Annotated in this window: 23 protein-coding genes; 3 read left to right on the top strand and 20 right to left on the bottom strand. The window is 60.5% G+C overall.

What is annotated here, in order from left to right:
• Positions 1 to 9 precede the first annotated feature (9 nt).
• Positions 10 to 1,035 carry a phosphate/phosphite/phosphonate ABC transporter substrate-binding protein gene (gene phnD, locus AC2A6O_RS20715; protein ID WP_498929891.1) on the bottom strand — a complete coding sequence of 342 codons (1,026 nt, stop codon included), beginning with the start codon at positions 1,033 to 1,035 and terminating at the stop codon, positions 10 to 12.
• On the opposite strand from phnD, the gene AC2A6O_RS20720 reads away from it, so the two are divergent.
• Positions 1,036 to 1,656, top strand: coding sequence for an HAD family hydrolase (locus AC2A6O_RS20720; protein ID WP_498929893.1), 621 nt, complete (start codon positions 1,036 to 1,038; stop codon positions 1,654 to 1,656).
• A gap of 48 nt (positions 1,657 to 1,704) precedes the next feature.
• Here the strand turns inward: AC2A6O_RS20720 and AC2A6O_RS20725 are convergent, their stop codons facing one another.
• The 7 genes from AC2A6O_RS20725 to AC2A6O_RS20755 all read right to left on the bottom strand — a co-directional run bounded on the left by AC2A6O_RS20725 (position 1,705) and on the right by AC2A6O_RS20755 (position 8,960).
• Positions 1,705 to 2,733, bottom strand: coding sequence for a histone deacetylase family protein (locus AC2A6O_RS20725; RefSeq protein ID WP_498929895.1), 1,029 nt, complete (start codon positions 2,731 to 2,733; stop codon positions 1,705 to 1,707).
• A gap of 54 nt (positions 2,734 to 2,787) precedes the next feature.
• Positions 2,788 to 3,786 (bottom strand): aldose epimerase family protein, encoded by a 999-nt coding sequence (locus AC2A6O_RS20730; protein WP_498929897.1) that lies wholly within the window; start codon positions 3,784 to 3,786, stop codon positions 2,788 to 2,790.
• Between the two features lie 81 nt (positions 3,787 to 3,867).
• The gene (locus tag AC2A6O_RS20735; RefSeq protein ID WP_498929899.1) at positions 3,868 to 5,367 is read right to left on the bottom strand and encodes a phosphomannomutase/phosphoglucomutase; all 1,500 of its coding nucleotides are present in this window, start codon (positions 5,365 to 5,367) and stop codon (positions 3,868 to 3,870) included.
• Between the two features lie 63 nt (positions 5,368 to 5,430).
• Positions 5,431 to 5,949 carry a retropepsin-like aspartic protease family protein gene (locus AC2A6O_RS20740; protein ID WP_498929901.1) on the bottom strand — a complete coding sequence of 173 codons (519 nt, stop codon included), beginning with the start codon at positions 5,947 to 5,949 and terminating at the stop codon, positions 5,431 to 5,433.
• A 66-nt stretch (positions 5,950 to 6,015) separates the two neighbouring features.
• Positions 6,016 to 6,915: a ribokinase gene (locus AC2A6O_RS20745; protein WP_498929903.1), complete on the bottom strand. Its 900-nt coding sequence runs from the start codon at positions 6,913 to 6,915 to the stop codon at positions 6,016 to 6,018.
• A gap of 107 nt (positions 6,916 to 7,022) precedes the next feature.
• Positions 7,023 to 7,652 carry a uracil phosphoribosyltransferase gene (gene upp / locus AC2A6O_RS20750; protein ID WP_148585479.1) on the bottom strand — a complete coding sequence of 210 codons (630 nt, stop codon included), beginning with the start codon at positions 7,650 to 7,652 and terminating at the stop codon, positions 7,023 to 7,025.
• Positions 7,653 to 7,718: 66 nt separating this feature from the next.
• Positions 7,719 to 8,960 carry a DUF1688 family protein gene (locus AC2A6O_RS20755; RefSeq protein WP_498929905.1) on the bottom strand — a complete coding sequence of 414 codons (1,242 nt, stop codon included), beginning with the start codon at positions 8,958 to 8,960 and terminating at the stop codon, positions 7,719 to 7,721.
• Between the two features lie 148 nt (positions 8,961 to 9,108).
• On the opposite strand from AC2A6O_RS20755, the gene AC2A6O_RS20760 reads away from it, so the two are divergent.
• Positions 9,109 to 10,365, top strand: coding sequence for an MFS transporter (locus AC2A6O_RS20760; RefSeq protein WP_498929907.1), 1,257 nt, complete (start codon positions 9,109 to 9,111; stop codon positions 10,363 to 10,365).
• 414 nt (positions 10,366 to 10,779) lie between these two features.
• On the opposite strand, the gene AC2A6O_RS20765 is transcribed toward AC2A6O_RS20760, so the two are convergent.
• The 12 genes from AC2A6O_RS20765 to AC2A6O_RS20820 all read right to left on the bottom strand — a co-directional run bounded on the left by AC2A6O_RS20765 (position 10,780) and on the right by AC2A6O_RS20820 (position 23,383).
• Entirely contained in the window at positions 10,780 to 11,784 is a 1,005-nt protein-coding gene (locus AC2A6O_RS20765; RefSeq protein WP_498929909.1) for an adenosine deaminase, read from the bottom strand.
• Positions 11,785 to 11,905: 121 nt separating this feature from the next.
• The gene (locus AC2A6O_RS20770) at positions 11,906 to 13,126 is read right to left on the bottom strand and encodes a phosphopentomutase (RefSeq protein WP_498929911.1); all 1,221 of its coding nucleotides are present in this window, start codon (positions 13,124 to 13,126) and stop codon (positions 11,906 to 11,908) included.
• Positions 13,127 to 13,209: 83 nt separating this feature from the next.
• Positions 13,210 to 14,526, bottom strand: a complete 1,317-nt coding sequence (gene deoA / locus AC2A6O_RS20775) for a thymidine phosphorylase (protein ID WP_498929913.1) — start codon at positions 14,524 to 14,526, stop codon at positions 13,210 to 13,212.
• Between the two features lie 23 nt (positions 14,527 to 14,549).
• The gene (gene deoC, locus AC2A6O_RS20780; protein WP_498929915.1) at positions 14,550 to 15,332 is read right to left on the bottom strand and encodes a deoxyribose-phosphate aldolase; all 783 of its coding nucleotides are present in this window, start codon (positions 15,330 to 15,332) and stop codon (positions 14,550 to 14,552) included.
• The gene (locus AC2A6O_RS20785) at positions 15,329 to 16,138 is read right to left on the bottom strand and encodes a purine-nucleoside phosphorylase (protein WP_148585486.1); all 810 of its coding nucleotides are present in this window, start codon (positions 16,136 to 16,138) and stop codon (positions 15,329 to 15,331) included. The genes deoC and AC2A6O_RS20785 overlap by 4 nt, the downstream gene beginning before the upstream one ends.
• 16 nt (positions 16,139 to 16,154) lie before the next feature.
• Positions 16,155 to 16,553: a cytidine deaminase gene (locus tag AC2A6O_RS20790; protein ID WP_148585487.1), complete on the bottom strand. Its 399-nt coding sequence runs from the start codon at positions 16,551 to 16,553 to the stop codon at positions 16,155 to 16,157.
• Positions 16,550 to 17,518 (bottom strand): ABC transporter permease, encoded by a 969-nt coding sequence (locus tag AC2A6O_RS20795; protein WP_148585488.1) that lies wholly within the window; start codon positions 17,516 to 17,518, stop codon positions 16,550 to 16,552. Before AC2A6O_RS20795 ends, AC2A6O_RS20790 begins: the two co-directional genes overlap by 4 nt.
• A 2-nt stretch (positions 17,519 to 17,520) precedes the next feature.
• On the bottom strand, positions 17,521 to 18,627 hold the full coding sequence (locus AC2A6O_RS20800) for an ABC transporter permease (RefSeq protein ID WP_498929918.1): 1,107 nt from the start codon (positions 18,625 to 18,627) through the stop codon (positions 17,521 to 17,523).
• Positions 18,624 to 20,180, bottom strand: a complete 1,557-nt coding sequence (locus AC2A6O_RS20805; protein WP_498929920.1) for an ABC transporter ATP-binding protein — start codon at positions 20,178 to 20,180, stop codon at positions 18,624 to 18,626. The genes AC2A6O_RS20800 and AC2A6O_RS20805 overlap by 4 nt, the downstream gene beginning before the upstream one ends.
• Before the next feature lie 72 nt (positions 20,181 to 20,252).
• The gene (locus tag AC2A6O_RS20810) at positions 20,253 to 21,245 is read right to left on the bottom strand and encodes a BMP family lipoprotein (RefSeq protein ID WP_148585491.1); all 993 of its coding nucleotides are present in this window, start codon (positions 21,243 to 21,245) and stop codon (positions 20,253 to 20,255) included.
• 84 nt (positions 21,246 to 21,329) lie between these two features.
• Positions 21,330 to 22,331 (bottom strand): BMP family lipoprotein, encoded by a 1,002-nt coding sequence (locus tag AC2A6O_RS20815; protein WP_498929922.1) that lies wholly within the window; start codon positions 22,329 to 22,331, stop codon positions 21,330 to 21,332.
• Positions 22,332 to 22,399: 68 nt separating this feature from the next.
• Complete coding sequence (locus AC2A6O_RS20820; protein ID WP_498929924.1) at positions 22,400 to 23,383, bottom strand: sugar-binding transcriptional regulator; 984 nt, start codon at positions 23,381 to 23,383, stop codon at positions 22,400 to 22,402.
• Between the two features lie 929 nt (positions 23,384 to 24,312).
• On the opposite strand from AC2A6O_RS20820, the gene AC2A6O_RS20825 reads away from it, so the two are divergent.
• Positions 24,313 to 25,167, top strand: coding sequence for a DUF1194 domain-containing protein (locus AC2A6O_RS20825; protein WP_209001167.1), 855 nt, complete (start codon positions 24,313 to 24,315; stop codon positions 25,165 to 25,167).
• Positions 25,168 to 25,229: the final 62 nt, after the last annotated feature.

Consider the following 25,229-nt stretch of genomic DNA (forward strand, 5'->3'; position numbering starts at 1 on the left):
GCGAGCCGTTCACTGGCCCGGAGGGTCCAGCAGCGCGGCATAGTCGTTTTCATAGGTGCGCAGAACAGGCCGATAATCGGCATGTACCACAGGCTCGAACCCGCCCGGCAAGTCCGGTTCAATGGCCAGATAGGCGTCGGGAGCTTCCCGGCGCATATCCATCAAACCTGCCCTGAGGCGACGTTTCAGCACATCGGGCAAATCCTTGCGCACCGTGTGGGCTGAATAGGGGATCGGCGGCGAGCGCCACACGATTTCCAGATCCTTGAAGCCGCGCTCTCCCGAGACGTAAAAATCGTTGAGGGTACCGGCCGTGTAGCCGTTCTTCGCCTCACCTGCCAGCGTCGACCAGGCCAGAGCTGCATCGACCCGGCCATCCAGAACGGCACGAATGCCTTCGACCGGATCCTTCACTTCGACAAGGGTACTGAAGTGCACACGCGCATCGACACCGTCCGCCGCCAGATTGGCAAGGGGAACCCGATAACCGGTCACGTTGTGTGCGCCGCCGACGGCAAGGCGCTTCCCCTTGAGGTCAGCCAGGGTCACCTGCTCAGCACCTCGCTTGGCGACGAGAACGGCATAGAACCGGGCCGGGAAATCATCCGGAGCCGCAGTCACCAGCGGCTCCACGCAACTGCAAAGCTGATACACGGCAGCATAAGCTGAGGGCGAAAGGCGGGCGTAATCGATCTTTCCGGAAGAGAGGGCTTCGACGGCGTCGGCCATGGTGTCCATCAGAAACAGATCCACCGGCAAATCGGCAATTTCCTCCAGAGCAAGACGAAATGGCTCCACCCGGTCACGCGCGCCCTCGTCAGAGGCAACCACGACGCCGAGCCGCAACCGGTCGGGCATGGATTGCGTCTCTTCTGCGTGGGCGGCAGCGGTGAACAAGACCGCCGCCAAAAGAGGGGCTATCCATCGGAAAAGGCACTTCACAAGTGCCACATTGCCGACATAACCTTCTGATGAAACTTGCAAAATAATATCTCGCCTTTTGAACAACTTCCGCCAGAAAACCGGATCGACCACATGAGCGATGCTATCACGACCGTTGTCTTCGATATAGGGAATGTCCTGATCGAATGGAATCCCGAATATCTTTATCGTGAGCTCATTCCCGATTCTGACGCACGCGAAGAGTTCCTGGCGACGGTCTGCACGATGGAGTGGAACCTGCAGCAGGATCTCGGCCGGCCCTGGGCCGAGGCCGTGGAAGTCTTGTCCCGCCAGCATCCGGACAAGGCAGAGCTTGTTGCCGCCTACGACGAACGCTGGCACGACATGGTGCCAGGCGAAATCCCCGGCACCCCTGACTTGCTCGCACAGCTCAAGGCCCAAGGCACGCCGCTCTACGCGATCACCAATTTCTCGGAAGACAAGTTTGCACAGACGCAGGAACGATTCCCGTTTCTAAAAACCAGCTTCCGCGACATCGTCGTCTCCGGCATTGAAAAGGAAATCAAGCCAGGGCTGCGCATCTACGAAATCCTGCTGGAACGCAACGGGCTGAGGGCAGAGAACTGCCTTTTCATCGATGACAACGAGCATAATGTCGAAGCCGCCCGCAAGGCCGGCATGGCGGCGCATCACTTCAAGGGGGCTGAGGGACTGCGCGCTGATCTCAAACACTTCGGGTTGCTGAACGGATAATCGTTCCAAAGCACAAGCTGTCTATCGGCCTGTGGCAAAGGAGAGGCCTTATCCCTCGAAGCCTTCCAGCACATTGACGCAATTGGTGCCCAGTGCTTCAACGGCGTAGCCGCCTTCCATCACGAAGATGGTGGGAACGTCGACCTTGGCCAGCCTTTGTCCAAGCCGGATATAGTCTTCGCTCTTGAACTTGAAGCCGGAGATTGGATCCTTCTCGTAGCAATCCATGCCAAGCGAGACGATCAACGCGTCTGGTTTATAGACCAGCAGCCACCTGCAGGCTTCCTCAAGGGCCGGCGTATAAGCGTCCCAGTCGGTGCCGAGTGGCAAGGGCCAGTTACGAGTAAAGCCGGTGCCAGCATGTTCGCCGGTCTCATCGGCAAAGCCGAGGAAATAGGGATACTCGTTTTTCGGATCGGCGTGGATCGACAGGAACAGCACGTCCGGCCTGTCATAGAACAACGCCTGGGTACCGTTGCCGTGGTGATAGTCGACATCCAGAATCGCGACCCGGTGCAGACCGTAGTCGCGCAGATACTGGGCTGCAACGGCGGCGTTGTTGAAGAAGCAATACCCGCCGAAGAAATCATAGCCGGCGTGATGTCCCGGTGGCCGGCAAAGGGCAAAGGCCGATTTTTCCCCATCGAGCAACATTCGGGCTGCCGTCAACGCGGTGTCCGCGGACGCTCGTGCAGCTTTGTAGGTGTTTTCGCCAAGCGGCGTACCGGCATCCATCGAATAGCGCCCGAGCAGACCGTCGATATGTTCGACCTGAACATCGTGGCGCAGGCTGCGGATGGGCCAGACGAAGGGAAAGGCTTCTCGTGTCCGTCCCGCAGCCGTCCATTTCTCCCAGAAGCTTTCCAGAAACGAAACGTAGTCGGGTGAATGCACCCGGTGCAAGGGGCGGACGGGGAATTCTTCCGGCGCAACGATCTCGCCGACATTGCGCTGTTGCACAGTCTTGAGCACGATTTCGGCACGGCTCGGGATTTCGACAGCGGGCTTCAATTCGCCATCGGAAATTTCCTGCGCCGGTGCATGCGCAAGCTGGGTGTCTGAAAAAACCGTCTTCACGAGTCGCCCCCAAGTCCCCTGTTGTCTCACACCGCTGAGCTACTGTAACCCATTTCAGGAAAAACGGAATTCCGTAACGTGCGTATAAGTCTCTGAGGGCTGTAACAAAGCGCTTGTGAACCCGTCGTGATTGACACTATCCGGCCAGCGCTGCGCTTCCAGACATAGCCCGGCATGAGCCCCATAGGACCTGCCCCCCAGGCCTGGAACCGGCACTGTCATGTTCTGGGCATCGTAGAGCTGCAGCCCCGGCTCGCTGGTCCAGACTTCCATACGCCGGTCACCGGAACTGTCTTCCAGAGCGGCAGCGAATTCGACGCTCTCACGCGGGGCATCTGCCAGGCAGAAATTGTGATCATAGAGCACGTTTTCCTCACCGGCCTTGCGCCGCAACTTGCGTCCATCCCGGAAATCGTAAGGCGTCCAGGCCACATTGCGGATCTCACCTGTCGGAATCAGTTCATCATCCACGGGCAGATAGGTCTCGGCCGCGATTTCAAGGGTGTGATCGAGTATCGTGCTGCTGCCATCCAGATTGAAATAGGCATGCTGGGTCAGGTTGACCGGTGTGGTCTTGTCGGTGGTTGCCGTGATCTTGAGGCGCAGCGCACCGGCGCCGGTCAATGTGTAACGGGCGAGCACTTCCACTCTCCCCGGATACCCCATCTCGCCGTCTTCGGAGACAAGCTTCAACAGAACACTGGCCTTGTCGTGCTGTTCCACCTGCCAGACGCGGCGGGAGAAGCCGACTGAGCCGCCGTGAAGATGGTTCTTTCCAGCTTCGTTCTGGTCGAGCTGATAGTCGACGCCCTCTATCGTCATCCTGCCTCCGGCGATGCGGTTGGCGCAGCGCCCGGCGATCACGCCGAAATAGGGGGAATGATCGAGGTAGCTCTGCAAATCCTCAAAGCCGAGCACCACCGTCTCACCGTCGACCTTGAGGTCGCGGATGATGGCGCCGAGGGTGAGGATGGAGGCCGCCAGAGGTCCTTTTGCCAGCGTAATTTCCTGGACGGGTGTTCCGTCGGGCAGAACCCCAAATTCCTTGATCATGAAAGTCTCCGGCGAGAGGGCGGCAGGATGCACAAAAGGCGGCGGAACTATCCGCCGCCTTCCGTCAGTCGGTCAAGTGATTCAGAGCGTCTGGTTGTAGTCGCCCACTTCCGAATTTTCGCGCAGGACACCGTCGACCGCCTTGAACATGGCGTGGAGGCGTTCTTCGGAAACCGGGCTTTCCACCACGACCACCAGTTCCGGCTTGTTGGACGAGGCACGCACAAGGCCCCAGGTTCCGTCTTCGCTGACGACACGAACTCCGTTGACGGTGATCAGGTCGGTGATTGCCTGTCCGGCAACCGTTTCGCCCTTGGCTTTCATGTCCTGGAACCTGGCGACGACCCGGTCGACGACGTCGTATTTGATTTCGTCGTCGCATTTGGGGGCCATGGTCGGCGATCCCCAGGTCTTGGGGAGGTCCCGGCGCAGGTCGGCCATGGTCTTGTCCGGGTTGCGGTCGAGCATGTCGAGAATGGCAATGGCTGAAACGAGCCCGTCGTCATAACCGCGGCCGATGGGCTTGTTGAAGAAATAGTGGCCTGATTTTTCAAACCCGACCATGGCATTCAGCTCGGTGACCCGGCGCTTGATGTAGGAGTGGCCGGTCTTGTAATAGTCGGTCTTGGCACCGTTGGCCTTCAGCACGGGGTCTGTGTGGAAGAGCCCGGTGGATTTCACATCGACCACGAACTGGGCGCCGGGATGAAGCGCGGAGATATCTCGTGCGAGCATCACGCCGACCTTGTCGGCGAAGATCTCCTCGCCTTCATTGTCGACGACACCGCAGCGGTCGCCATCGCCATCGAAACCGAGGCCGACTTCCGCGCCGACTTCCAGTACCTTGTCACGAAGCGCATGAAGCATCTTCATGTCTTCCGGGTTCGGATTGTAGCGCGGGAAGGTGTAATCCAGCTCGGCGTCGAGCGGGATGACTTCGGCGCCAAGCGCTTCCAGGATCTTCGGTGCGAAGGCACCCGCAGTGCCGTTGCCGCAAGCCGCGACCACCTTGATCGGCCGCTTCAGCTTGGCCCTGTCGGTGAGATCCTTGAAATAGACATCCGGGAAACCGTCGACAAAGCGATAGCTTCCGCCGCCTTTCAGGTCGTAGGCAGCTTCCAGAACGATCTCCTTCAGCCGTCCCATTTCGTCCGGACCGAAGGTCAGCGGGCGGTCGATGCCCATCTTGACGCCTGTCCAGCCGTTGTCGTTGTGCGACGCCGTGATCATGGCGACCGCTGGAACATCGAGCGCGAACTGCGCGAAATAGGCCATCGGCGACAGCGCAAGACCAATGTCGTGCACGTTGATGCCGGCTGCCAGCAAACCGTTGATCACCGCCATCTTGATGGAAGAGGAATAACCACGGAAGTCATGGCCGACCACGATATCCGGGCGCACGCCGCGTTCGTGGATGAGCGTGCCGATGCCCATACCGAGCGCCTGCATGCCCATCAGGTTGATTTCCTTTTCGAAAAGCCAGCGGGCATCATATTCGCGGAAGCCCGTGGGCTTCACCATTGGAAAAGACTCATATTCAAAAGTGTTGGGTGTCAATTTCGGACGCGGTTTCGGAAACATCAATGCCTCTCGGAGCAAGGGAAATGAACAGTAGAGGGAAATCCCAACGCACGGTATGTCAATTCACTGCACCAGCACAAGCGTACCGCCGGAGATGTCAAACCGCTTGAGTTGGTTGAGAACGGACATGCCAAGCAAAGGCTTCCCAAGGCTTTGATCTTGCAACACGAGTGTGTCGACATTGCGTAACCGGATCTTTCCAATGCGCAAATTGTCAATGGTCCCTCGCGCGCCGTACACCGTACCGTTTGCTGTCTGGATCGCGTATTTGTAGTCGGATGAATCCAGGAAAATACCGATGTCTTCGGCAAGCGACTCCGGCAGAACGGTGAGGGTTGCGCCCGTGTCGACCAGCATATCCACGGCGCGGCCGTTCAAATAGGCGTCGGCCACGAAGTGCCCTTGCCTGTCGGCAGAAATCCGATGGCTCCGTTCGCCTGCCGGGCCGCCGTCTTCGTCGCCAGCCTCATAATCGGCAACATCGCCGCTGCCCAACATCACCAGAAACCTGTTCTCAAGCAGATAGGCCGCAAGCGGCGCGATTGCGATACAGGCAAGGAAGATGATGACAAACCGCGACATACCGGGTCCCGACGTTGCGTGAACCCCTCCAATATCACGGTTTCCTTAGCGGCCTGTAAAACCGGATCAGTCAATTGTGTCCGCCAGCCGGGCGATGTCCTGCAGATGCGGCGCGCTGGACTGGGCGCCTGTCACCGTGCAGGCGAGCGCGCCTGCAGCAGCGCCCTCCTTCAAGGCGCGCTCAAAAGGGGCCTTGCGATCAAGCGCAGCCGCCAGAGCGCCGCAAAAGGCATCTCCGGCGCCGGTGGAATCGACAGCCTTCACGACAGGCGAGCCAAAGCGATGGCGCGCCGTTGGCGTGCGGGCCAGCACACCGTCAGCCCCAAGGGTGACGACGACAGACCGGCCGTCCGTCGCAAGCGTTTCTGCAAAAGTTTCCGGGTCTCCGGCAATGCCGAGACGATCTCCGATCTCAGCCGCTTCGCTGAGGTTGACCACCACCGTTCCGGCAACATCCAGGCACCCCCTCAGATCCCCTTCCGGGACAGGCGCCGGGTTCCAGATGACGGAAGCTCCGGCATCGCAGGCATGGCGGGCCCCTTCGGCAACTTCTGTCAGCGGCACCTCGCCTTGAACGAGAAGCGTACCGCCAGGCTCGAAACGCCCCTCCAGCCAGGAAGCCTCGACGCGGGCGTTGGTGCCGCTGGCGACGATGATCTGGTTTTCCCCTGCCGGGTCGATGCCGATCAGGGCAAGGCCGGTCGAGCCGGCCATGGTGCGAAGCCCGGTCAGGTCGATGCCGGCCTGGCGCAGATTCAACAGCGCCGGTTCCGCGAAACTGTCCTGACCGACCGCCCCGATGAGCCGCACCTCGGCCCCTGCCCGCCTGGCAGCAAGTGCCTGGTTCGCTCCCTTTCCACCCGGAAATGTCTGATGATCGCGGCCACTCACCGTTTCACCGGCGGTTGGCAGGCGGGGAACGGCGACGACCAGATCCAGATTGATGGAACCAAAGACTGTAATCATGCCGCCTCTCCTATTGGCCTGAAAGGTTAGACACAGCAGGCCCGAGCGCAACAAAAAAGCGCGGGGGAAACGGCCCCCGCGCTTTCTTCCGTTTGTTTGTCGACCGGTTACTTTGTTCCGTACATGCGGTCACCCGCATCGCCCAGCCCCGGAACGATATAGCCTTTTTCATTCAGCTTCTCGTCGATGGAGGCGGTGTAGACCGGAACGTCCGGGTGGTTCTCGGTGAAATTCTTGACACCTTCCGGAGCTGCGAGCAGGCAGAGGAAGCGGATGTTGTTGGCACCGCGCTCCTTCAATTTCTGAACCGCGGCAATCGCCGAGTTGGCGGTGGCCAACATGGGATCGACCACGATCACCAGACGTTCGTTCAGGTCTTCCGGAGACTTGAAGTAATATTCAACCGGCTGCAGCGTCTGCGGATCACGGTAAAGGCCGACGTGCGCAACACGCGCGGAAGGAACCAGATCCAGCATGCCTTCCAGAAGACCGTTGCCGGCGCGCAGAACCGATGCAAACACCAGCTTCTTGCCTGCCAGGGTCGGCGCCTGCATTTCGGCAAGAGGCGTCTCGATGGTCTGATAGACAAGCGGCAGGTCGCGGGTGACCTCGTAGCAGAGCAGCGTCGAGATTTCGCGCAGGAGCCGCCGGAACCCCTGGGTGGACGTTCCCTTGTCGCGCATGATGCTCAGTTTGTGCTGAACCAGCGGGTGGCTGATGACAGTGGCTCCGGACATATCTGCCTCTCTTTTCAATGGGGGCCTTAACAGCGGCCCGGTCTCATAATTTTCCATGTTCTGGACCTATGCCCCGAACGGCAACCAAAATACAGACCCCGGGTTCATGAAGTGCCCGAGTTTTTTCGCTTCCTGCGGATGGCTTTGCAAACAAAGACCGCCGGCGCGGCTGGTCCCGCCTTCCAGAATACAGGTGAGCGGCAACTGATCCTGATGGACCTTGAGTTCGTGCCGCAGCAAATCGGCCAGTCTGTCTGTAAGGGCAAGCGCGACCGCCCGGATTTCAATCATCCGGTCGCGGGCCGCTTCAGGTGACAGCGCGGCGTCCGGTTCGAGAACCTTGAGCACCCCTGCATCCAGAAACAGAGCCGCGTGAGCAAGATCGGCGGGTGGCGTCAGGGCCTCCAGTCCGGAGACCTCGAATCCAGCCCAGGCCAAAGGTTCAATCAGGGAATAGACCATTTCCTGCGCAGCCTGGTGAAACGGCACAATGAACGCACCGGGCATTCCCCCTTGCACCGAATGCTCGAAACTGTCGCCATAGACCATGTCGCCGTCGCCAGCACCGCCCTCCCAGAGGGGGCAAAACGATTCCAGCAGCCGGTCGAGCAGATCTCGCGCCGAAACCGTGCCATCGCTCTCCTTCGCCATCTGCACGGCAAGAAGGCCGGGCCGGGTCACGTCGCCGTCACCGAAAAGATCCGGCCGCAGGGCGAGCGCCTCACCGAAGCGCTTCAGGTGACGCTGCATCGCTTCAAGCAGGTCTTCGTCGTCCTTTGCATCCCATTGCAGACCCTCGGCAAGTTCCATCCGGTCCATCTGCACAAGCGTTTGCGCGTCTACCCGGTATGGGTCCGTCATTTCGCCGGAAAAGGAACCGGCGGCGAACATGTGGAAGGCCGCAAGTGCGGAGGCCTCCTGCCCGGTTGCCTCGCTCCCGGTCATCTGGTCTTCGAAGACCCAGCCCTCAGGGTGACTGGTTTTCATATAGGTGGCGAGAATGGCGAGGTCGGCCGCGGCAGCCAGCATCTCCTCGGCCGTTTCAAACCCACGCGCATTTGCCAGCGCGCCCCAGCGGTCGATGCCGCCCGCTTCGAAATTCCGCCAGATGCCAAAAGGTGGGATGTGAAAATCCGGATAGTTTTCCCGTGTCGTTTCGAGCACCCTGGCAAGGGCCGTTTCAAGCTGGTCCGGAACCGCTTCGACATGTTTGAGTCTGCCATCCGAAGCGAGCTTCAGAAGCTCATAGGCTTTTTCCCGCACGTGCTGAGGCCGGAACAGGGACAAGGCTGGTTGAGTGTCATTCATCGAAGATCGCCGGAACTGGAAAGGATTGTGTGAAAAGACGCTGCCCTCGCCTATCTGCACACCATAACCTTGTCAAACCGGTTCGTCATTGGTCATGATCTTCGCGATTTGAACCCAAGCGTTTCAACCGTCCCAAACCGGAAGTTTCATGTCTGCCGTTGTTTCAATTGCCGCCCTCCTCATCGGGTCCGGACTGCTTTTGCTTGCTGGAGGCCTTCACGGCCTCCTGTTGCCGCTGGCAGGTCTCGCCAACGGGTTTTCCGATGCCTCGCTGGGTCTGCTCGGCACCGGCTGGGCCGCCGGTTATGTCAGCGGTTGTCTGGCCGTGCCGGTCATCGTCAAGCGGGTCGGACATGTGAGGACCTTTGGCGCCCTTGCCTCCCTGGCGGGGATCTCCGTTCTTCTGAACCTTCTGTTCATGGATGCGGCTGTCTGGATCGTGCTGCGGGCACTCACCGGTTTCTGCTTTTCCGGCGCGGCGATGATCGTGGAAAGCTGGCTGAACGAGCGCTCGACCAGCGAAACGCGCGGCCGGATCTTCGGCATCTACACCATGATCAACCTGGGGGCGACCACGGCCGGGCAGATGCTGCTGACGCTTGGCGACCCCAGCGGCTTTTTCTTCTTTGTGCTCGGCTCGATCATCTACTCGCTATCTCTGCTGCCCACGGCACTTTCCACTGCCGCGTCCCCGCAACCGCTGACCCAGGCGCGGCTCAACCCCAAAAAGCTCTGGCGCAACTCGCCGATAGCAGTTGTTGCGGTTTTCATGGTCGGTATTTCAAACGGATCGTTCGGTACGCTGGGAGCGGTCTACGGCCTGCGGATCGGCCTGGAAGTTCCGGAAATCGCCATCATGATGAGTTTGGCCCTTCTGGCCGGCGCAGTGTTGCAGATCCCGGTCGGCATGCTGTCCGACAGGCTTGACCGTCGCCTGGTGCTGGTCGGCCTCGCCGTAACTGCAATGACCTTTGGCTCCAGCCTGTCGTTTTTCGGCGGTGTCGATCCAACCATTACGGTGCTCCTGATCGCCGGTTTCGGCGGTGTCGTCTATTCCATGTATCCGGTGATCGTCGCCCACGCGAGCGACCATGCGGAACCAGGAGATTTCCTCAGTATCAGCGGCGGACTGCTGCTCATCTTCGGGGCCGGCACCATGGTCGGACCGCTGCTCGCCTCCGGCTTGATGACGTTCACCTATCCAGGAGCCCTCTTCCAGGTAACTGCAGCGGCGCATCTTTCGATGATGCTGTTTGCTCTCTGGCGCATAAGCCAGCGTGCTTCGCTTCCCCAGGAAGACAAGTCCGACTTCGTCATGGCCGTCTCGACCGCGCAGATCACAACGCCGGAAACCGTCAGCCTCGATCCGCGTACGGAAGTGGACGAGACCGGCGGGGACATCTGAGGGGGCCCGACGCCACCCTCACCTTCAGTATTCGTCTCTCTTCCCCCCTCATCCTGAGGAGCCGCTTCAGCGGCGTCTCGAAGGATGGGCCGCTTGTTCCGGAGGCCTTTTGTTCCGGAGTATGCCGCCCATCCTTCGAGACGCGCGCAAGCGCGCTCCTCAGGATGAGGTTTTGGGGGTGAGAGGGCGGGAGGCGGGAGGCGGGAGGCGGGAGGCGGGAGGCGGGAGGCGGGAGGCGGACTAAAGTTCTCGCTGAATCAAGCCAATGCCAAGCACCCGCGCTTAGTCGACGTCATTCCGGACAAGCACGGCAAAGCTGTGCGCCGATCCGGAAACCAGATATCAGCGTGAGCGAAGCGAACTCTCCTGAAACAAGTCTGGCGCGCGCGTCCGGCAGGGTGCAGGAAACCTGCCTCAGGCCATCGGTACCTGCTTTGCGCTTTCCAGTCGCACCAGGAGCCTGTTGCGCGTGGGTTCGTCGCAGAAGGCAGCTTCGATGGCTGTGCGGGTGACGTCCATCTGATCATCGAAACTCCAGCCGAAGGTTTCAGTGACCGATGAATATTCCTTGCCGAGCGTGGTGCCGAAAAAGGGCGGATCATCGGAGTTGAGCGTGATCTTTACGCCTTCCTTGCGCAGCATGTTGACCGGGTGGAAGCGCAGGTGGGTGTAGACACCAAGGGCGATATTCGAGCCCGGGCAAACTTCCAGAACGATCTCCTCATCGACGAGGCGCTTGAGCAACTCCTTGTCCTCGATGGCCCGCACACCGTGGCCGAGACGTTTTACGCGCAGGAACTCGAGCGCCGCGGTCACACTGTCCGGACCGCCGAACTCGCCCGCATGGGCAGTCGTTCCGAGACCTGCTTCCGCCGCCATACGAAACGCTTTCGCGAAGTTGGCCGGATGGCCGGAGCGTTCGTCGCCTGCAAGGCCGAATCCGGTCACCAGGGGATGGGGATTGCCAATCACTTCCTTGACGATGCGTTCGACGGAGGCCGAACCGAAATGGCGCACGCCGATTGCGATCATGCGGCCTTCGATGGCGGTGTCGGTCTTGGCGCGTTCCATCCCGGCGGCCAGTCCCTCGACATAGGAGCGGTAGGACAGGCCGGCAGCCTGGGCATGGTCTGGCGAGATGAAGATCTCACCATAGATCGCGCCTTCGGCCGCCAGCATGCGGAAATAGGTTTCCGCCAGAAGGGCATAATCCGCCGGTGTCTTGAACACCGAACTGGCCGTGTCATAGGCCTTCAGGAAAGTCGTAAAGTCGGACCAGATGTATTTGCCGCTGCCATTGAGGACGCTGGAAACATCCGTGCCGTGCTTTTCGGCGAGGCGCTTGACCAGGGTCGGCGGCGCAGCGCCTTCGATATGACAGTGCAATTCCGCCTTTGGCACCGTGATGGCGTCGCTCATGTCCCGCGGACCCTCGTTCGAGTGTGTTGCCGGCCGATCCTCCGTTTCCCTCAAAGAAGGTTGGAGGAGTGGCTCGCGCCTATTGTGCCCGATTCACCGGCTTGCCGGAATGCGGATGCGGTTAGAGAAAACTCGTGCCGTTTGGCCCGACCTGAATGCCCAGGTGATCAGCGATACTTTCGCCGATATCGGCATAGGTCTTGCGCCCGCCCACGCTTCTGCCTTCAAGGCCCGGTCCGGTTGCGATCACCGGAACATGTTCACGGGTATGGTCCGTGCCGCGCCAGGTCGGGTCGCAGCCGTGATCGGCAGTCAGGATCAGAAGATCGCCGTCCTTCATCCTGGCAATCATTTCCGGCAGGCGGCGGTCGAAATGCTCCAGCGCAGCGGCATAGCCGGGTACGTCCCGGCGGTGACCGTAGAGGGAGTCGAAATCGATGAAATTGGCAAAGATCATGTCGCCGTCGGCAGCCTTATCCATGGCTTCCAGCGTCTTGTCGAAGAGCTGATCGTTGCCCGCTCCCTTCAGCACCCTGGCAACGCCCTGATGCGCGAAGATGTCGGAAATCTTGCCGACGCCATAGACCGTGCGCCCGGCCTCTGTCAGCCGGTCGAGCAAGGTCGGTTCGGGCGGCAGCACAGAATAGTCGCGCCGATTGGCGGTGCGCTGGAAGGTGTCGGAGCTGTCGCCGGTGAAGGGCCGCGCAATCACCCGGCCGATGTTGTAGGGATCGGCAAATTCACGCGCGATCTCACAAAGCTCGTACAGCTTCTCCAGTCCGTAGTGCTCTTCATGGGCGGCAATCTGGATAACCGAGTCCGCCGATGTATAGAAGATCGGCTTGCCCGTGCGGATGTGCTCTTCGCCGAGTTCGGCAATGATCTCCGTTCCGGAGGCGTGCTTGTTGCCCAGAATGCCGTTGAGGCCCGCCTTTTCGCTGATGTTTGCAATCAGCTCTTCCGGAAAGGTCGGGATCGTCTCCGGGAAATAGCCCCAGTCGAAGCGCACCGGCACACCGGCAATTTCCCAATGGCCGGATGGCGTGTCCTTGCCGTTGGAAACTTCGGCGGCATAGCCCCACAGACCTTCCGGCTCGCCGTCGAACTCAAGGCCCGGCACGTCCTTGCCGGTGGACAGACGTCCTGCCGCGCCCAGGCCGAGCCGGTCCATGTTCGGAACACTCAAGGGGCCAGAGCGCAGACCGTCCTTGTCGCCTTCACCGGCGGCGCACCGTGCCGCAATATGACCTAAAGTATCGGCCCCGGCATCGCCGAAGGCTTCCGCATCCGCGGCGCCGCCGATACCAAAACTGTCCAGAACGCACAAAATTGCACGAGGCATGGACGTCTCCTCAATTTATCATTGCCGGCCGGTTCGACCGGAGAGGTTCCGGGCGACCATTCGCCCGAAACGCGTATTCCCGGTCAGGGCGCGATGCGCTCGACGACGCTCGGCCTGTCCTCGACATCGGCTGCGGAGCCGATGGTGTAGGCCTTGCGCACCGCCACGGCTGCCTCTTCGGCTTCCGCCTCGGTTCGGGCATGGACGATGGCCAGCGGGGCGTCCGCATCCACGGTGTTGCCGACACCGGCAAGGCTGGTCAGCCCGACGGACGGATCGATCACGTCGGCAGCCGCCCGGCGTCCGCCGCCAAGCGCGACCACCGCAACACCGACCGCCCGGGCATCAACCCCCGTGACCACACCATCCTGTTCGGCATAGACCGGCGCTTCCACAGGAGCCTTGGCGAGATAGAGTTCCGCCTTTTCCATGAAGTTGGCCGGGCCGCCGAGCGCGTGAACCATCTGGCCGAATTTCTCTGCCGCCTTGCCGCTCTGGAAAGCGTCGCGCATCATGTCGGAACCGGCCTGTGCATCAGCGGCAATGCCGCCGGAAGCAAGCAGTTCACCGCCCTGCGCCACGGTGACATCCCAAAGACGGTTGTCGATGGCGGTGCCTTTCAGGAAGTCGACGGCATTCTGCATTTCGACAGCGTTGCCCGCGGCAGACGCCAGCGGCTCGTTCATGTCGGTCAGGAGCGCCGTTGTCTTCAGACCCGCACCATTTGCGACCAGCACCAGGCTTTCGGCGAGCGCACGTGCGTCTTCCAGCGTTGCCATGAACGCGCCGGTGCCCCACTTCACGTCCAGCACCAGGCCTTGCAGACCGGCGGCCAGCTTCTTGGACAGGATCGATGCGGTAATCAGATCGATGCTCTCCACCGTGCCGGTCACATCGCGGATGGCGTAAAAGCGCTTGTCGGCCGGGGCCAGATTGCCGGTCTGGCCGATGACGGCGCAACCGATCTCCTTGACCACCTTCTTGAACAGCTGATTGTCCGGCTGTGTCTGATAGCCCGGGATGCTGTCGAACTTGTCCAGCGTACCGCCGGTATGACCCAGGCCGCGACCGGAAATCATGGGAACGGCGGCACCGCAGGCGGCCAGCGCCGGCGCCAGCATCAAGGAGACGTTGTCGCCGACACCGCCGGTGGAATGCTTGTCGAGGATCGGTGCGTCGATGCCCGACCAGTCCATGACATCGCCGCTGTCGCGCATGGCAAGCGTCAGCGCCACACGCTCGTCAACGGTCAGGCCCCTGAAGAAGACGGCCATGGCAAGCGCCGCCACCTGGCCTTCCGTGACAGAGCCGTCTGCCAGACCCTTGACGAAGAACTGGATCTCCGCCGCGTCCAGCGTCCCGCCGTCGCGTTTCTTTCTGATGAGTTCCTGCGGCAGCATTTGTTGTCCTTCTTGAAGCCGTCTCAATAGCCGTGGTGGGAATGATCCACGATTTCCTGACCCTCGATCGTGGAGATCAGGGCATCCAGAAGACCGCTGGCTCCAAAGCGGAACGTGTTTGCCGAGACCCAGTTCTGGCCCATGATCTTGTCGGCAAGCGCCAGATAGGCGGCTGCGTCCTCGGCGGTCTTGATGCCACCGGCCGGCTTGAAGCCAATGACGCGCTCGGCATTGTCCCGCCGGGCTTCCTCAATCGCCGTGAGCATGATTTCGGCCGCTTCCAGCGTTGCGTTGACAGCAACCTTGCCAGTCGAGGTCTTGATGAAATCGGCACCGGCTCCAATGGCGATGTTGGAGGCTGCGTGGATCAGCAACGGGTCCCTGATCTCGCCCGTTTCCAGAATGACCTTGAGCAACGCCGGTTCCGCAATGGCTGCCTTGACGCGGATAATCTGCTCTTCCGCAAAGCCCTTGCGACCGTTACAGAAAGCCTTGTAGGGCATCACCAGATCGATTTCGTCGGCACCATCGGCCAGAGCCTGCTTCGTCTCGGCAACAACGGCTTGCGTATCTTCCCCGCCTTCGGGGAAGTTGACCACGGTCGCCACCTTCACGCCCGTGCCGGTCAGCTCCTTCGCGGCCTGCGCAACAAAACGCGGCCAGACGCAGACAGCGGCGACAGCCCCGTGATCCGTCACGGTTCGCCCGGTCAGCTTCGAGATGTCGGCGGCCGTGCAGTCGTCGTTGAGGTTGGTCAGGTCGACGAGCCCGAGGGCCCGTTTGGCGTTTTCGATCATGTCGCTCATTGGCCGATCTCCTTCACGAATGCCCGCACCAGCTGTTTCATGCGTTCCATGCCCTGCAAGGCGACGGATTTGGTTTCGTCGTGAGACAGCGCATGCGTCTGCATGCCTGCACCGTAATTGGTGATGATCGACATGGCCGCGACCCGCAGCCCCAGGAACCGCGCCATGATGACTTCCGGCACCGTGGACATGCCGACCGCATCCGCGCCGAGTGTCTTGGCCATGCGGATTTCGGCTGGCGTCTCGAAAGACGGGCCGGAGAACCACATGTAAACGCCCTCGGCAAGCGGATCGCCGGTTTCCTCGGCCACCTTCTTCATGGCCGCGCGCAGGTCTGCATCATAGGCGGTGCTCATGTCCAGAAAGCGCTTTTCGCTCTCTTCGCCAATCAACGGGTTCATGCCCGACCAGTTGATGTGGTCGGAGATGAGCATGGGTGAGCCGGGAGCAACTTCCTGGCGCAACGAACCAGCCGCATTGGTCGCCAGAAGGATCTCGCAGCCGAGCTCCTTCAACGTTTCCACCGGCGTGCGCATAACCGTCGGATCGCCGCCCTCGTAATAATGGGCGCGGCCCGACAGGATCACCACCGGCACTCCGGACATCGTCCCGGCAACCAGTTCGCTGGAATGGGACGTGACGGTGGAGACCGGAAATTCGGTCAGGTGCGAATAGGGAATACGGACAGCGTCCTCGACTTCCTCGGCGAGCGCACCAAGTCCGGAGCCAAGGATCATGCCAATCTTGTAGGAGCCCTCACGGGCGGCGCGGACGATCTCCGCGCATTCACGGCCGAAACCACTCATTGTGGGTCAGTCCTTCTTATTTTGACGTGTATTCAAGTTCGAAAGCGGCAGGCAGCAGCTCATCCATCGTGAAGCTGCGCCGGATGCCGCCGAGATCCGCGACATGGACAACCAGCTCGTCCGTGCCGAATTCTTTCAGACGCTGGCGGCACATGCCGCACGGTGTGCACAAGGCCGCATCGCCAATGACGACGGCCTCCGCGATTTCGCGGTAACCGGCCGCGATCATGGCGCTGACCGCCCCGCCTTCCGCACAGACGCTGACCGGGTAGGACGCATTCTCAACGTTGCAGCCGGTGAAAACTGTGCCATCCGGCGCACGCAGGGCCGCGCCGACCAGGAAGTTTGAATAGGGTGCGTATGCGTTTTCACGAACCGCTTTTGCGGCCTCGAACAACGCGTCCAGATCGCTCATGAACGCTCCTTGAGATACGGAATGCCTGCCGCCTTGGGCGGAATTGCCTTGCCGATGAAGCCTGCAAGCAGGATCACGGTCAGAATATAGGGCAGTGCCTGGAAGAACTGCACCGGAATTTCACCGATACCGGGTATTTTCTGGCCTTGCATCCGGATGGCGACGGCGTCGAGGAAGCCGAACAACAGGCAGGCGAACATGGCGTTGGCCGGTTTCCACTTGGCGAAAATCAGCGCCGCCAGCGCAATGAAGCCCTTGCCCGCTGTCATGTCCTTGATGAAACCGGACGACTGGGCAATGGAAAGATAAGCTCCGGCAACACCGCACAGGGCGCCACAGGCAATCACCGCCCGATAGCGAAGCCAGGTGACCGAAATACCGGCCGTATCAACAGCTGCCGGGTTTTCGCCCACCGCACGCAGACGCAGGCCGAAGCGGGTGCGGAACAGCACCCACCACGTCAGCGGCACGGCCACGAATGCGGCGTAGACCAGAATGTTGTGGCCGGACAGGAGCTCGCTGTAGATGCCGCCGATGACCGGAACGTCACGCAGCTCTTCTGCGTATGGCAGGATGATGTCCCGGAAACGTCCACCCTCCGGCAGCGACGGCGTGCGGCCGCCCTGGCGGAACCAGGTCTGGCCAAGCAGCGCGGTCAGGCCTGCGGCCAGGAAGTTGATGGCGACACCGGACACGATCTGGTTGCCGCGATTGGTGATGGAGGCAAAGCCGTGGATGAGGGCCAGGCCGATGGAGACGGCCATGCCGGCCAAGAGGCCGATCCAGGCATTTCCGGTCAGGTACGCCACCGCACCCGCTCCGAAGGCCGCACCGAGCATCTTGCCTTCCAGGCCGATATCGACCACGCCGGAGCGTTCCGAATAGAGCCCCGCCAGACAGGCCAGCAGCAGCGGGGTCGACAGGCGGACGGTGGAATCAAGTGTCAGGATCACGATCTCGAACATGATCACGCCTCCTTCGCGGCAAGGGCCCGGGAGGGCGTGAACAGCTTGACGATGGCCGGGCGGAACATGTGCTCAAGCGCACCGGCGAACAGGATCACGAGACCCTGGATCACGATGATCATGTCCCGCGTGATGTTCGGCATTTCGAACGAAAGCTCCGCGCCGCCCTGATAGAGCATGCCGAACAGGATCGATGCCAGAACGATGCCGACCGGATGCGCCCGACCCATGAGGGCGACGGCAATGCCGACGAAGCCGTAGCCGGTCACGAAGTCGATCAGCAACCGGTGCTGCGAGCCCATGATTTCGTTGATCGCCATCATGCCTGCCAGACCGCCGGAGATGAGCATGGTGATGACGATGGTGCGCACCGGCGAGATACCGGCATAGACCGCCGCCGTGGCATTGGCGCCGAAGGACCGGATCTCGAAGCCCAGTTTCGTGCGCCAGATCAGGACCCAGACCAGAGCACAGGCTGCCAGCGCCACGAAGAGCGACAGGTTTACCGGTGCGTAGCCGAAGCCGAAGGACGGGAAGATGTCATTCAGGAACGGCAGGCGGCCGCCGACTTCGAAAGTCCGCGTTTCCGGCTGCATCGACCCCGGCTTCTTCAGCGCGTTGTTGAGCAGATAGACCATCAGCGACGAAGCGATGAAGTTGAACATGATGGTGGTGATCACCACGTGGCTGCCGCGTGTCGCCTGCAGCCAGGCCGGAATGAACGCCCAGGCGGCCCCCATCAGCGCGGAGCCGATGATGGCAAATGGCAGGGTGACGTACCACGGCACGATGTGGTCCAGCGCCAGACAGGCAAAGGCAACCCCGAGCCCGCCAATATAGGCCTGCCCCTCGCCGCCGATGTTGAAGAGCCCGGCATGAAAGGCAACGGCCACGGCTAGGCCGGTGAAGATGAAGTTGGTGGCATAAAACAGCGTGAAGCCGATGCCTTCGCCATAGCCTACGGAGCCCCAGACCAGGAGCTCCACCGCATCCAGCGGGTTTTCACCGATCAGGACGACGACGAGGCCCGACACCAGAAAGGCTGCGGCCAGGTTCAGGAACGGGATCAGGCCGTAATCGACCCAGCGCGGGAGCTGACCGGCACTCATAGGGCGCCTCCTTCAACAGCCATCTTGTTGTTATCTTCCACACCGGCCATCAGCAGACCAAGTTCACCTTCATCCGCATCAGCGCCGCGTTCGCCGACGATCTTGCCGTCGAACATCACCAGCACGCGGTCGGACAGTGCCCGGATTTCGTCAAGTTCCACCGACACCAGCAAAATGCCCTTGCCGGCATCGCGCATTTCCACGATCCGGCGATGGATGAATTCGATGGCGCCGATATCGACACCGCGGGTCGGCTGCCCGACCAGAAGCACTTCCGGGTCGCGCTCGATCTCGCGCGCCAGCACGATCTTCTGCTGGTTCCCGCCTGAGAAATTGGCGGTCTTCAGCATCGGGTTGGGCGGACGGATATCGTATTTCTCGATCTCGGCCACCGCGTTCTTCTTGATGGCGGCAATGTCCATCAGAACCCCCTTGGAATAGGCCGGGTCGCGGTGGTAGCCGAGAATGGAATTCTCGTATTCGGAGAAGGAATTGATGAGGCCCATCCGGTGCCGGTCTTCCGGCACGTGGCCCATGCTCTTGGCCCGCATGTCGGCAGCGTCGAGCGTGCTCGTGCCAAGATCGATGGTCTCGCCGTTGATCTTCAGTGTGCCCCTGGTCGCGCGGCGAATGCCTGCGAGCGTTTCCAGAAGTTCCGACTGGCCGTTGCCGGAGACACCGGCGATACCGACGACCTCTCCCGCACGCACGTTGAAGGAAACGTCCTTGACCACCTGAACACCACGGCTGTCGGTGACCGTCAGGTTCTCGACCTCCATCACCGGTGCCTTGGGTTGCGCCGGTTTCTTGTCGACGCGCAACAGAACGCTGCGGCCGACCATCAGTTCGGCAAGCTCTTCCATGGAGGTGCTTGCGGTTTCACGCGTCGCCACCATTTCGCCGCGGCGCATGACGGAAACGGTGTCCGTCGCCGCCATGATCTCGCGCAGCTTGTGCGTGATGAGCAGAACCGTCTTGCCCTCGTTCTTCAGGACTTCGAGGATCTTGAAAAGGTGGTCCGCTTCAGGCGGGGTCAGAACGCCTGTCGGTTCGTCGAGAATGAGAACCTCCGCGCTGCGATAGAGCGCTTTCAGGATTTCCACGCGCTGCTGCAGACCGACCGGCAGATCCTGGATGAGGGCTTCCGGATCGACACGCAGTTCGTATTCTTCTTCCAGCCGCTTGAGTTCCGACCGGGCGCGGTTGATGCCGCCGGACAGGAGCGCACTGTCCTCGGCACCCAGCACCACGTTTTCGAGCACCGAAAAATTGTCGACCAGCATGAAGTGCTGATGGACCATGCCGATGCCCATACTGATCGCGGCCTTGGAGTCCGAAATGGTGACCTTCTTGCCATCCACAATGATGTCGCCGTCATCGGCCTGATAGAAGCCGTAGAGAATGGACATGAGCGTCGATTTGCCAGCCCCGTTCTCGCCGATGATGCCGTGGATAGACCCCTTCTTGACCACAAGGTCGATGTCCTTGTTGGCGTGAACAGGGCCAAAGCGCTTGTTGATCTTGCGCAGTTCGATTGCCGGCGTATCGCTCATGCGTGCCCCCAGGCGTGACTGTTTTTCTTTGTCATTGTTGTTGCACCTCGCCGCTGCCTCGTGATGTCCCGATCAGAAAGGACACGCTCCATCCGTGACGACATCGTGAACCTTGACGGAGCCGTCCGAGATGGCCGCAACAGCGGCATTCGCAGCTGCCTTCATCTCCGGTGTGATCAGGTCCTTGTTGTTTTCGTCCAGCACCCAGTCCATACCGCCGTCCGCGACGCCAAGCACCTTGATGCCGGGCTCGAAGGTACCGTCCTTCGCTGCCTGCAAGCTGTCGTAGACGGCGTTGTCCACGCGCTTGCGGATCGACGTCAGGACCTTGCCCGGGTGCAGACCGTTCTGATTGCTGTCGGTGCCCATGCCGAGCACGCCCTTGTCGGCGGCCGCCTGAAGAACGCCGATGCCGGTTCCGCCTGCGGCCTGAATGATCACATCGGCACCCTGGTTGATCTGGCCAATGGCCAGTTCACCGCCTCGCACGGGATCAGCGAAGGCGGCCGGCGTATCGCCCGTCATGTTGGACAGCACCCTGATATCAGCCCTGGCAGCTTGCGCACCCTGCTTGTAGCCGCACAGGAACCGATGAATGATCGGAATATCCATTCCACCGACAAATCCGATGGTGCCGCTTTTGGAGGCCATGCCTGCCAGAAGACCGCCGATATAAGCCCCCTCCTGTTCCTTGAACACATAGGAGCGCACGTTCGGCTGATCGACCACCATGTCGACGATGGCAAAATCCGTCTCGGGGAACTTGGGTGCCACCTGGCCAAGAGCATTGGCCTGATTGAAGCCAATTGCGATCACGGGCGATGCGCCCCGGCTGGCAAAGTTCCGCAGGGCCTGCAGGCTCTGCGAATCGCGGTCCAACTCGAATTCCCTGACAGCGCCGCCCTGATCCCGAAACCGTTTGACGCCGGCGAAGGCGCTTTCGTTGAATGACCCGTCGAACTTGCCGCCAACGGAATAAACAATAGCCGGTTCGGCCACGCTTGCTGTTGTTGCCACGAAGACAGCACAGACGGCGGCAATGACGCCTGATGTGAAACGGAGCATCCTGGCCTCCGAAAACGGGTTGGTCACGGTAGAAATACAGGAGGACCTCCGCACGTTAACCGCGCAGAGGTCCGAAAAACTGCCTTACATCGGGCAGGACTGGTCAGACATGTAGTCGTGAACTTCGATCTCGCCGGAGATGATCTTCTGGGTCGCTTCCTCGACCTGGGCTTTCATCTCGTCGTTGATGAGTTCGGCATTGTTGTCGTCCAGCGCCCAGTCGACGCCGCCTTCCTTGAGGCCGAGGACTTCAAAGCCGGAGGACCAGTTGTCGTTGGCAGCGTCTTCGAAGGCCTGATAGACGGCGATGTCAACGCGCTTCAGCATGGAGGTCAGAACCGAGCCCGGATGCAGGCCGTTCTGGTTGCTGTCCACGCCGATGCCGAGCTTGCCCGCGTCAGCAGCTGCCTGCAGAACACCGATGCCGGTGCCGCCGGCAGCGTGATAGACAACGTCAGCGCCACGGTCGAACTGGGACTTGGCCAGTTCGCCACCCTTGACCGGGTCGTTCCAGGCCGCGCCGGTGGTGCCGGTCATGTTCTCGAACACTTCCGCGTCCGGGTTTGAAGCCATCACGCCCTGCTTGTAGCCGCAGGAGAACTTGCGGATCAGCGGAATGTCCATGCCACCGACGAAGCCGACCTTGCCGGTTTCGGACGCCATAGCGGCCAGCATGCCGACGATGTAGGAGCCTTCCTGCTCTTTAAACAGAATGGAACGCACGTTCGGCAGGTCAACGACCATGTCGACGATCGCGAACTGCGTGTCCGGGAATTCCTTAGCAACCTTTTCCACGGCGTTGGCCTGGGAGAAGCCGATGGCGACGATCGGGTTCATGCCGCGCTTGGCAAAGTTGCGCAGGGCCTGTTCCCTCTGGCTGTCGTTCTGGATTTCGAAGTCCCGGTATTCGACGCCGGTGTCTTCCTTGAACTTTTCAGCGCCGTTGTAGGCACCTTCGTTGAACGACTTGTCGAAACGGCCGCCCAGATCATAAAGCACTGCCGGCTTGATATCGGCTGCCAGTGCGCCCACGGCGGTGAAGGCCAGGCCGGCAAGCGCGGTGCCGATGGTAAGAAACTTTTTCACTTATATGTCCTCCGACATGCGGGGGCCTGCCTCGTGGCCGGCCCGTTTCCCCACGTGACCCAGCCGCGTCATGCGGACTGTGCCAACTGCAATCCGGCCCGTGCCGTCAGAGCCCTCGCAAGGGTCTCGTCTGACACAAGGTCGGTAATGACACCGGTACGCAGGGCCGCGAGCGTGGCATCCACCTTGCTCTCCCCACCTACCAGCGCAATCACACGGCGCCCGCGCACTTCATCGAAATGCAGACCCACGGCGCAATCGCCGAGTGGATCCGGGGCCAGTTTTCCCTCGATCGTCAGAAAGCGCCCCATCAAATCACAGACGGCGCCGCCCGACAGCAAATCTTCCTGTTCTTTTTTGGAAATCACACCGCGCTGGACAAGATGGCCCTCGTTCTCGACGGAGCCGATGCCGATCAGGAAGGCATCCGACTGGCGCGCGCGGTCCATCAGGTCCTGCACGCTGCGCTGGGTCAGGAACATCGCCTTTTCGTCCTGGTTCTCGGCAAAATAGGGAACCGGCAGATAATAGCCGATGCCGCCTGTGCGTTCCTGCATCTTCTGGACGATGTCATAGGGATTCGCTGCAAGCGTGCGCGTCAGGGATCCGCAGATCGACATGATTTCCAGATCATTGCGCGAAGCCTTCGGCAAAGCCTCGACAGCCGCCGTCAGCGTGCGGCCCATGCCGACACCCAGGCGGGTGACATTGGAACCACCGAGCAGCCCGGACAGGAACTGCGCCGCGGACACCGCCACGGCCCTGAGGGCGCTGTCGACATCACCGCCGCCAAGGTCGGGCGCGATGATGCAGTTGGTCAGGCCGAAATGCTCTGTCAGCTCCTTTTCGAGCTGAAGGCATTCCATCGGGCGCCCATCGACCTGGAATTTCACGAAACCAGCTTTTTGCGCATAGGCAATCAGGCGATGCACCTTGGCTGGCGACACGCCGAGCTGCGAGGCAATCTCACCCTGGGTGCGACCGCCCACAAAGGACAGCCACGCCGCCCGGATGGCCATATATGATGTCCAGTCGTCGTCGCGAGTCTGCATTCCGCGTCGAAACCTTCCCCTCCAGAGCCACTGCACCCGCCTCGCGGCGGACAGGATGCTCAACCACTCTCAAAACGCCCGACATTCCGGCATTGCATCACATTCGATGAAATACCTGCCTGTTCAGCCATGCGACGCGGTTGACCGCGACGGTCCGACTGTGCCCTGCTCTCTTTCGGAGCTTTTTGCTTTCCGGAGCCGTGAAGGCCGACCGAAAAATTCTTCACCAAGTGAGAATTTCTTCAGATCATGACCAGCCTTGCCTTTGCCGTCAACTAAAAAAACTGCCAATTTTCTGGCTGATTGATGCATTTCTGGGCAGCAAAATGCCCCGTCCACCACTTCTGGGTGGCGGCAAATTCTGCCCGAAGCTGCGGATCTTCCGGATCCTCTCGGCAAAAATTGCCTAGTCGCCCGGCAAATTTTGCCGATGAATCGGACACACCTGCCAAACGCCTGCCCCTGACTGCAGGAAAAACGGCTGCTTGACCGGCGCGGCTCCAACTTCGGTCAAGCGCCTGACCAAGCGGTTTTTTCGGCCCCAAGACACGAAACTTCGCCGCTGTTTCTCACAGGTTTGCGCAAAAATGTGACCGCGATGCCGGATTGAATTATCTCGAAGAATCACAACCTTACTTAAACGTAAGGACTCGCGCCGGGCCATGGATGAAAAATTTGCCTAGCAATTCCGGAACATATCCCGAGCCTGTGGATAGAACATGCACTGCGTGCACATTACTTTTGCCAGCCAGCGGATATTCCGTTACGTTTGGCATGTAGCTTGCTAAGTACATTTCAAAGTTGATTCAAGGCATTGAGCCATTGCCTTGTTAAGAATCACGAGAAACGGAAAGATAAGGAATTCAAAAACAAAATAAACAGGGGAGACGTGGTCATCCAGCCGAAAGGCTGTATTAAGGAGAAAAACCATGCGTCTCGACATAACAAGACTAGACTGTGCAACGACGGTTCGTATTTTACTGTCACTGATCTGTGCGGCTTTCCTTTTCGCCGCCCCTGCCACGGCCCGCGACTACCGTTCGGCCCTGATGGCTTCTTCGCAATACAGCTACAATCCGGCCAATGAAGTGGACGTCGAACTTGTCCTGGCCGTCGATATCTCTCAATCCATGGATACAGAGGAACAGGAAGTGCAGCGCGCCGGCTATGTCGCCGCCCTCACCTCCCGGGAATTCCTTGACGCCATTCAGGTGGGACCAATCGGCCGCGTTGCCGTGACCTACATGGAATGGGGCGGCGTCGACGAGCACTTCATCGTGGCCGACTGGACGGTGATCCAGGACGCAGGCTCCGCAGCTCATTTCGCGTCCAAGATCGCCGAAGCGCCACTGCGGCAGGTCCAACGCACCTCCATCGCCTCGGCGCTCGAAAAGTCCGTCTTTCTGGTCCAGAACAACCAATACCAGGGTTTGCGCCGCGTGATCGACATTTCCGGTGACGGCCCGAACAACCAGGGCGGTTCTGTCACCGAAATGCGCGACCGCATGGTGGCGGCGGGCGTGACCATCAACGGTCTGCCGCTGATGATGAAGTCGAACAAGAACACCTGGCAGGCAATGCTCAACCTCGATCATTATTACGAGGATTGCGTTATCGGCGGCCCGGGGTCCTTTGCCATTCCGGTGCGAAGCCAGGAAGCCTTTGCCGATGCGATCCGCATGAAGCTGGTGATGGAGATCGCCGGATTGCACCTGCCGGAACCCGACCCCTATTTCCAGCACGTGGCCGGACGCCAGCCAATCCGCTGCAATCTGTTCGACTGACCGCCACGTCTCCATTCTCCTTACTGGCTGCCGCGTTCCCGGCCGGAACGCGGCATTTTCTT

It is taken from the genome of Labrenzia sp. ATLA3 (assembly GCF_057180185.1).

Excerpts from the sequence above, each read along its gene's own strand:
- AC2A6O_RS20720 (WP_498929893.1), top strand. The coding sequence starts at position 1,036 with ATGAGCGATGCTATCACGACCGTTGTCTTCGATATAGGGAATGTCCTG.
- AC2A6O_RS20730 (WP_498929897.1), bottom strand. The coding sequence starts at position 3,786 with ATGATCAAGGAATTTGGGGTTCTGCCCGACGGAACACCCGTCCAGGAA.
- AC2A6O_RS20735 (WP_498929899.1), bottom strand. The coding sequence starts at position 5,367 with ATGTTTCCGAAACCGCGTCCGAAATTGACACCCAACACTTTTGAATAT.
- AC2A6O_RS20740 (WP_498929901.1), bottom strand. The coding sequence starts at position 5,949 with ATGTCGCGGTTTGTCATCATCTTCCTTGCCTGTATCGCAATCGCGCCG.
- AC2A6O_RS20745 (WP_498929903.1), bottom strand. The coding sequence starts at position 6,915 with ATGATTACAGTCTTTGGTTCCATCAATCTGGATCTGGTCGTCGCCGTT.
- upp (WP_148585479.1), bottom strand. The coding sequence starts at position 7,652 with ATGTCCGGAGCCACTGTCATCAGCCACCCGCTGGTTCAGCACAAACTG.
- AC2A6O_RS20755 (WP_498929905.1), bottom strand. The coding sequence starts at position 8,960 with ATGAATGACACTCAACCAGCCTTGTCCCTGTTCCGGCCTCAGCACGTG.
- AC2A6O_RS20760 (WP_498929907.1), top strand. The coding sequence starts at position 9,109 with ATGTCTGCCGTTGTTTCAATTGCCGCCCTCCTCATCGGGTCCGGACTG.
- AC2A6O_RS20765 (WP_498929909.1), bottom strand. The coding sequence starts at position 11,784 with ATGAGCGACGCCATCACGGTGCCAAAGGCGGAATTGCACTGTCATATC.
- AC2A6O_RS20770 (WP_498929911.1), bottom strand. The coding sequence starts at position 13,126 with ATGCCTCGTGCAATTTTGTGCGTTCTGGACAGTTTTGGTATCGGCGGC.
- deoA (WP_498929913.1), bottom strand. The coding sequence starts at position 14,526 with ATGCTGCCGCAGGAACTCATCAGAAAGAAACGCGACGGCGGGACGCTG.
- deoC (WP_498929915.1), bottom strand. The coding sequence starts at position 15,332 with ATGAGCGACATGATCGAAAACGCCAAACGGGCCCTCGGGCTCGTCGAC.
- AC2A6O_RS20785 (WP_148585486.1), bottom strand. The coding sequence starts at position 16,138 with ATGAGTGGTTTCGGCCGTGAATGCGCGGAGATCGTCCGCGCCGCCCGT.
- AC2A6O_RS20790 (WP_148585487.1), bottom strand. The coding sequence starts at position 16,553 with ATGAGCGATCTGGACGCGTTGTTCGAGGCCGCAAAAGCGGTTCGTGAA.
- AC2A6O_RS20795 (WP_148585488.1), bottom strand. The coding sequence starts at position 17,518 with ATGTTCGAGATCGTGATCCTGACACTTGATTCCACCGTCCGCCTGTCG.
- AC2A6O_RS20800 (WP_498929918.1), bottom strand. The coding sequence starts at position 18,627 with ATGAGTGCCGGTCAGCTCCCGCGCTGGGTCGATTACGGCCTGATCCCG.
- AC2A6O_RS20805 (WP_498929920.1), bottom strand. The coding sequence starts at position 20,180 with ATGAGCGATACGCCGGCAATCGAACTGCGCAAGATCAACAAGCGCTTT.
- AC2A6O_RS20810 (WP_148585491.1), bottom strand. The coding sequence starts at position 21,245 with ATGCTCCGTTTCACATCAGGCGTCATTGCCGCCGTCTGTGCTGTCTTC.
- AC2A6O_RS20820 (WP_498929924.1), bottom strand. The coding sequence starts at position 23,383 with ATGCAGACTCGCGACGACGACTGGACATCATATATGGCCATCCGGGCG.
- AC2A6O_RS20825 (WP_209001167.1), top strand. The coding sequence starts at position 24,313 with ATGCGTCTCGACATAACAAGACTAGACTGTGCAACGACGGTTCGTATT.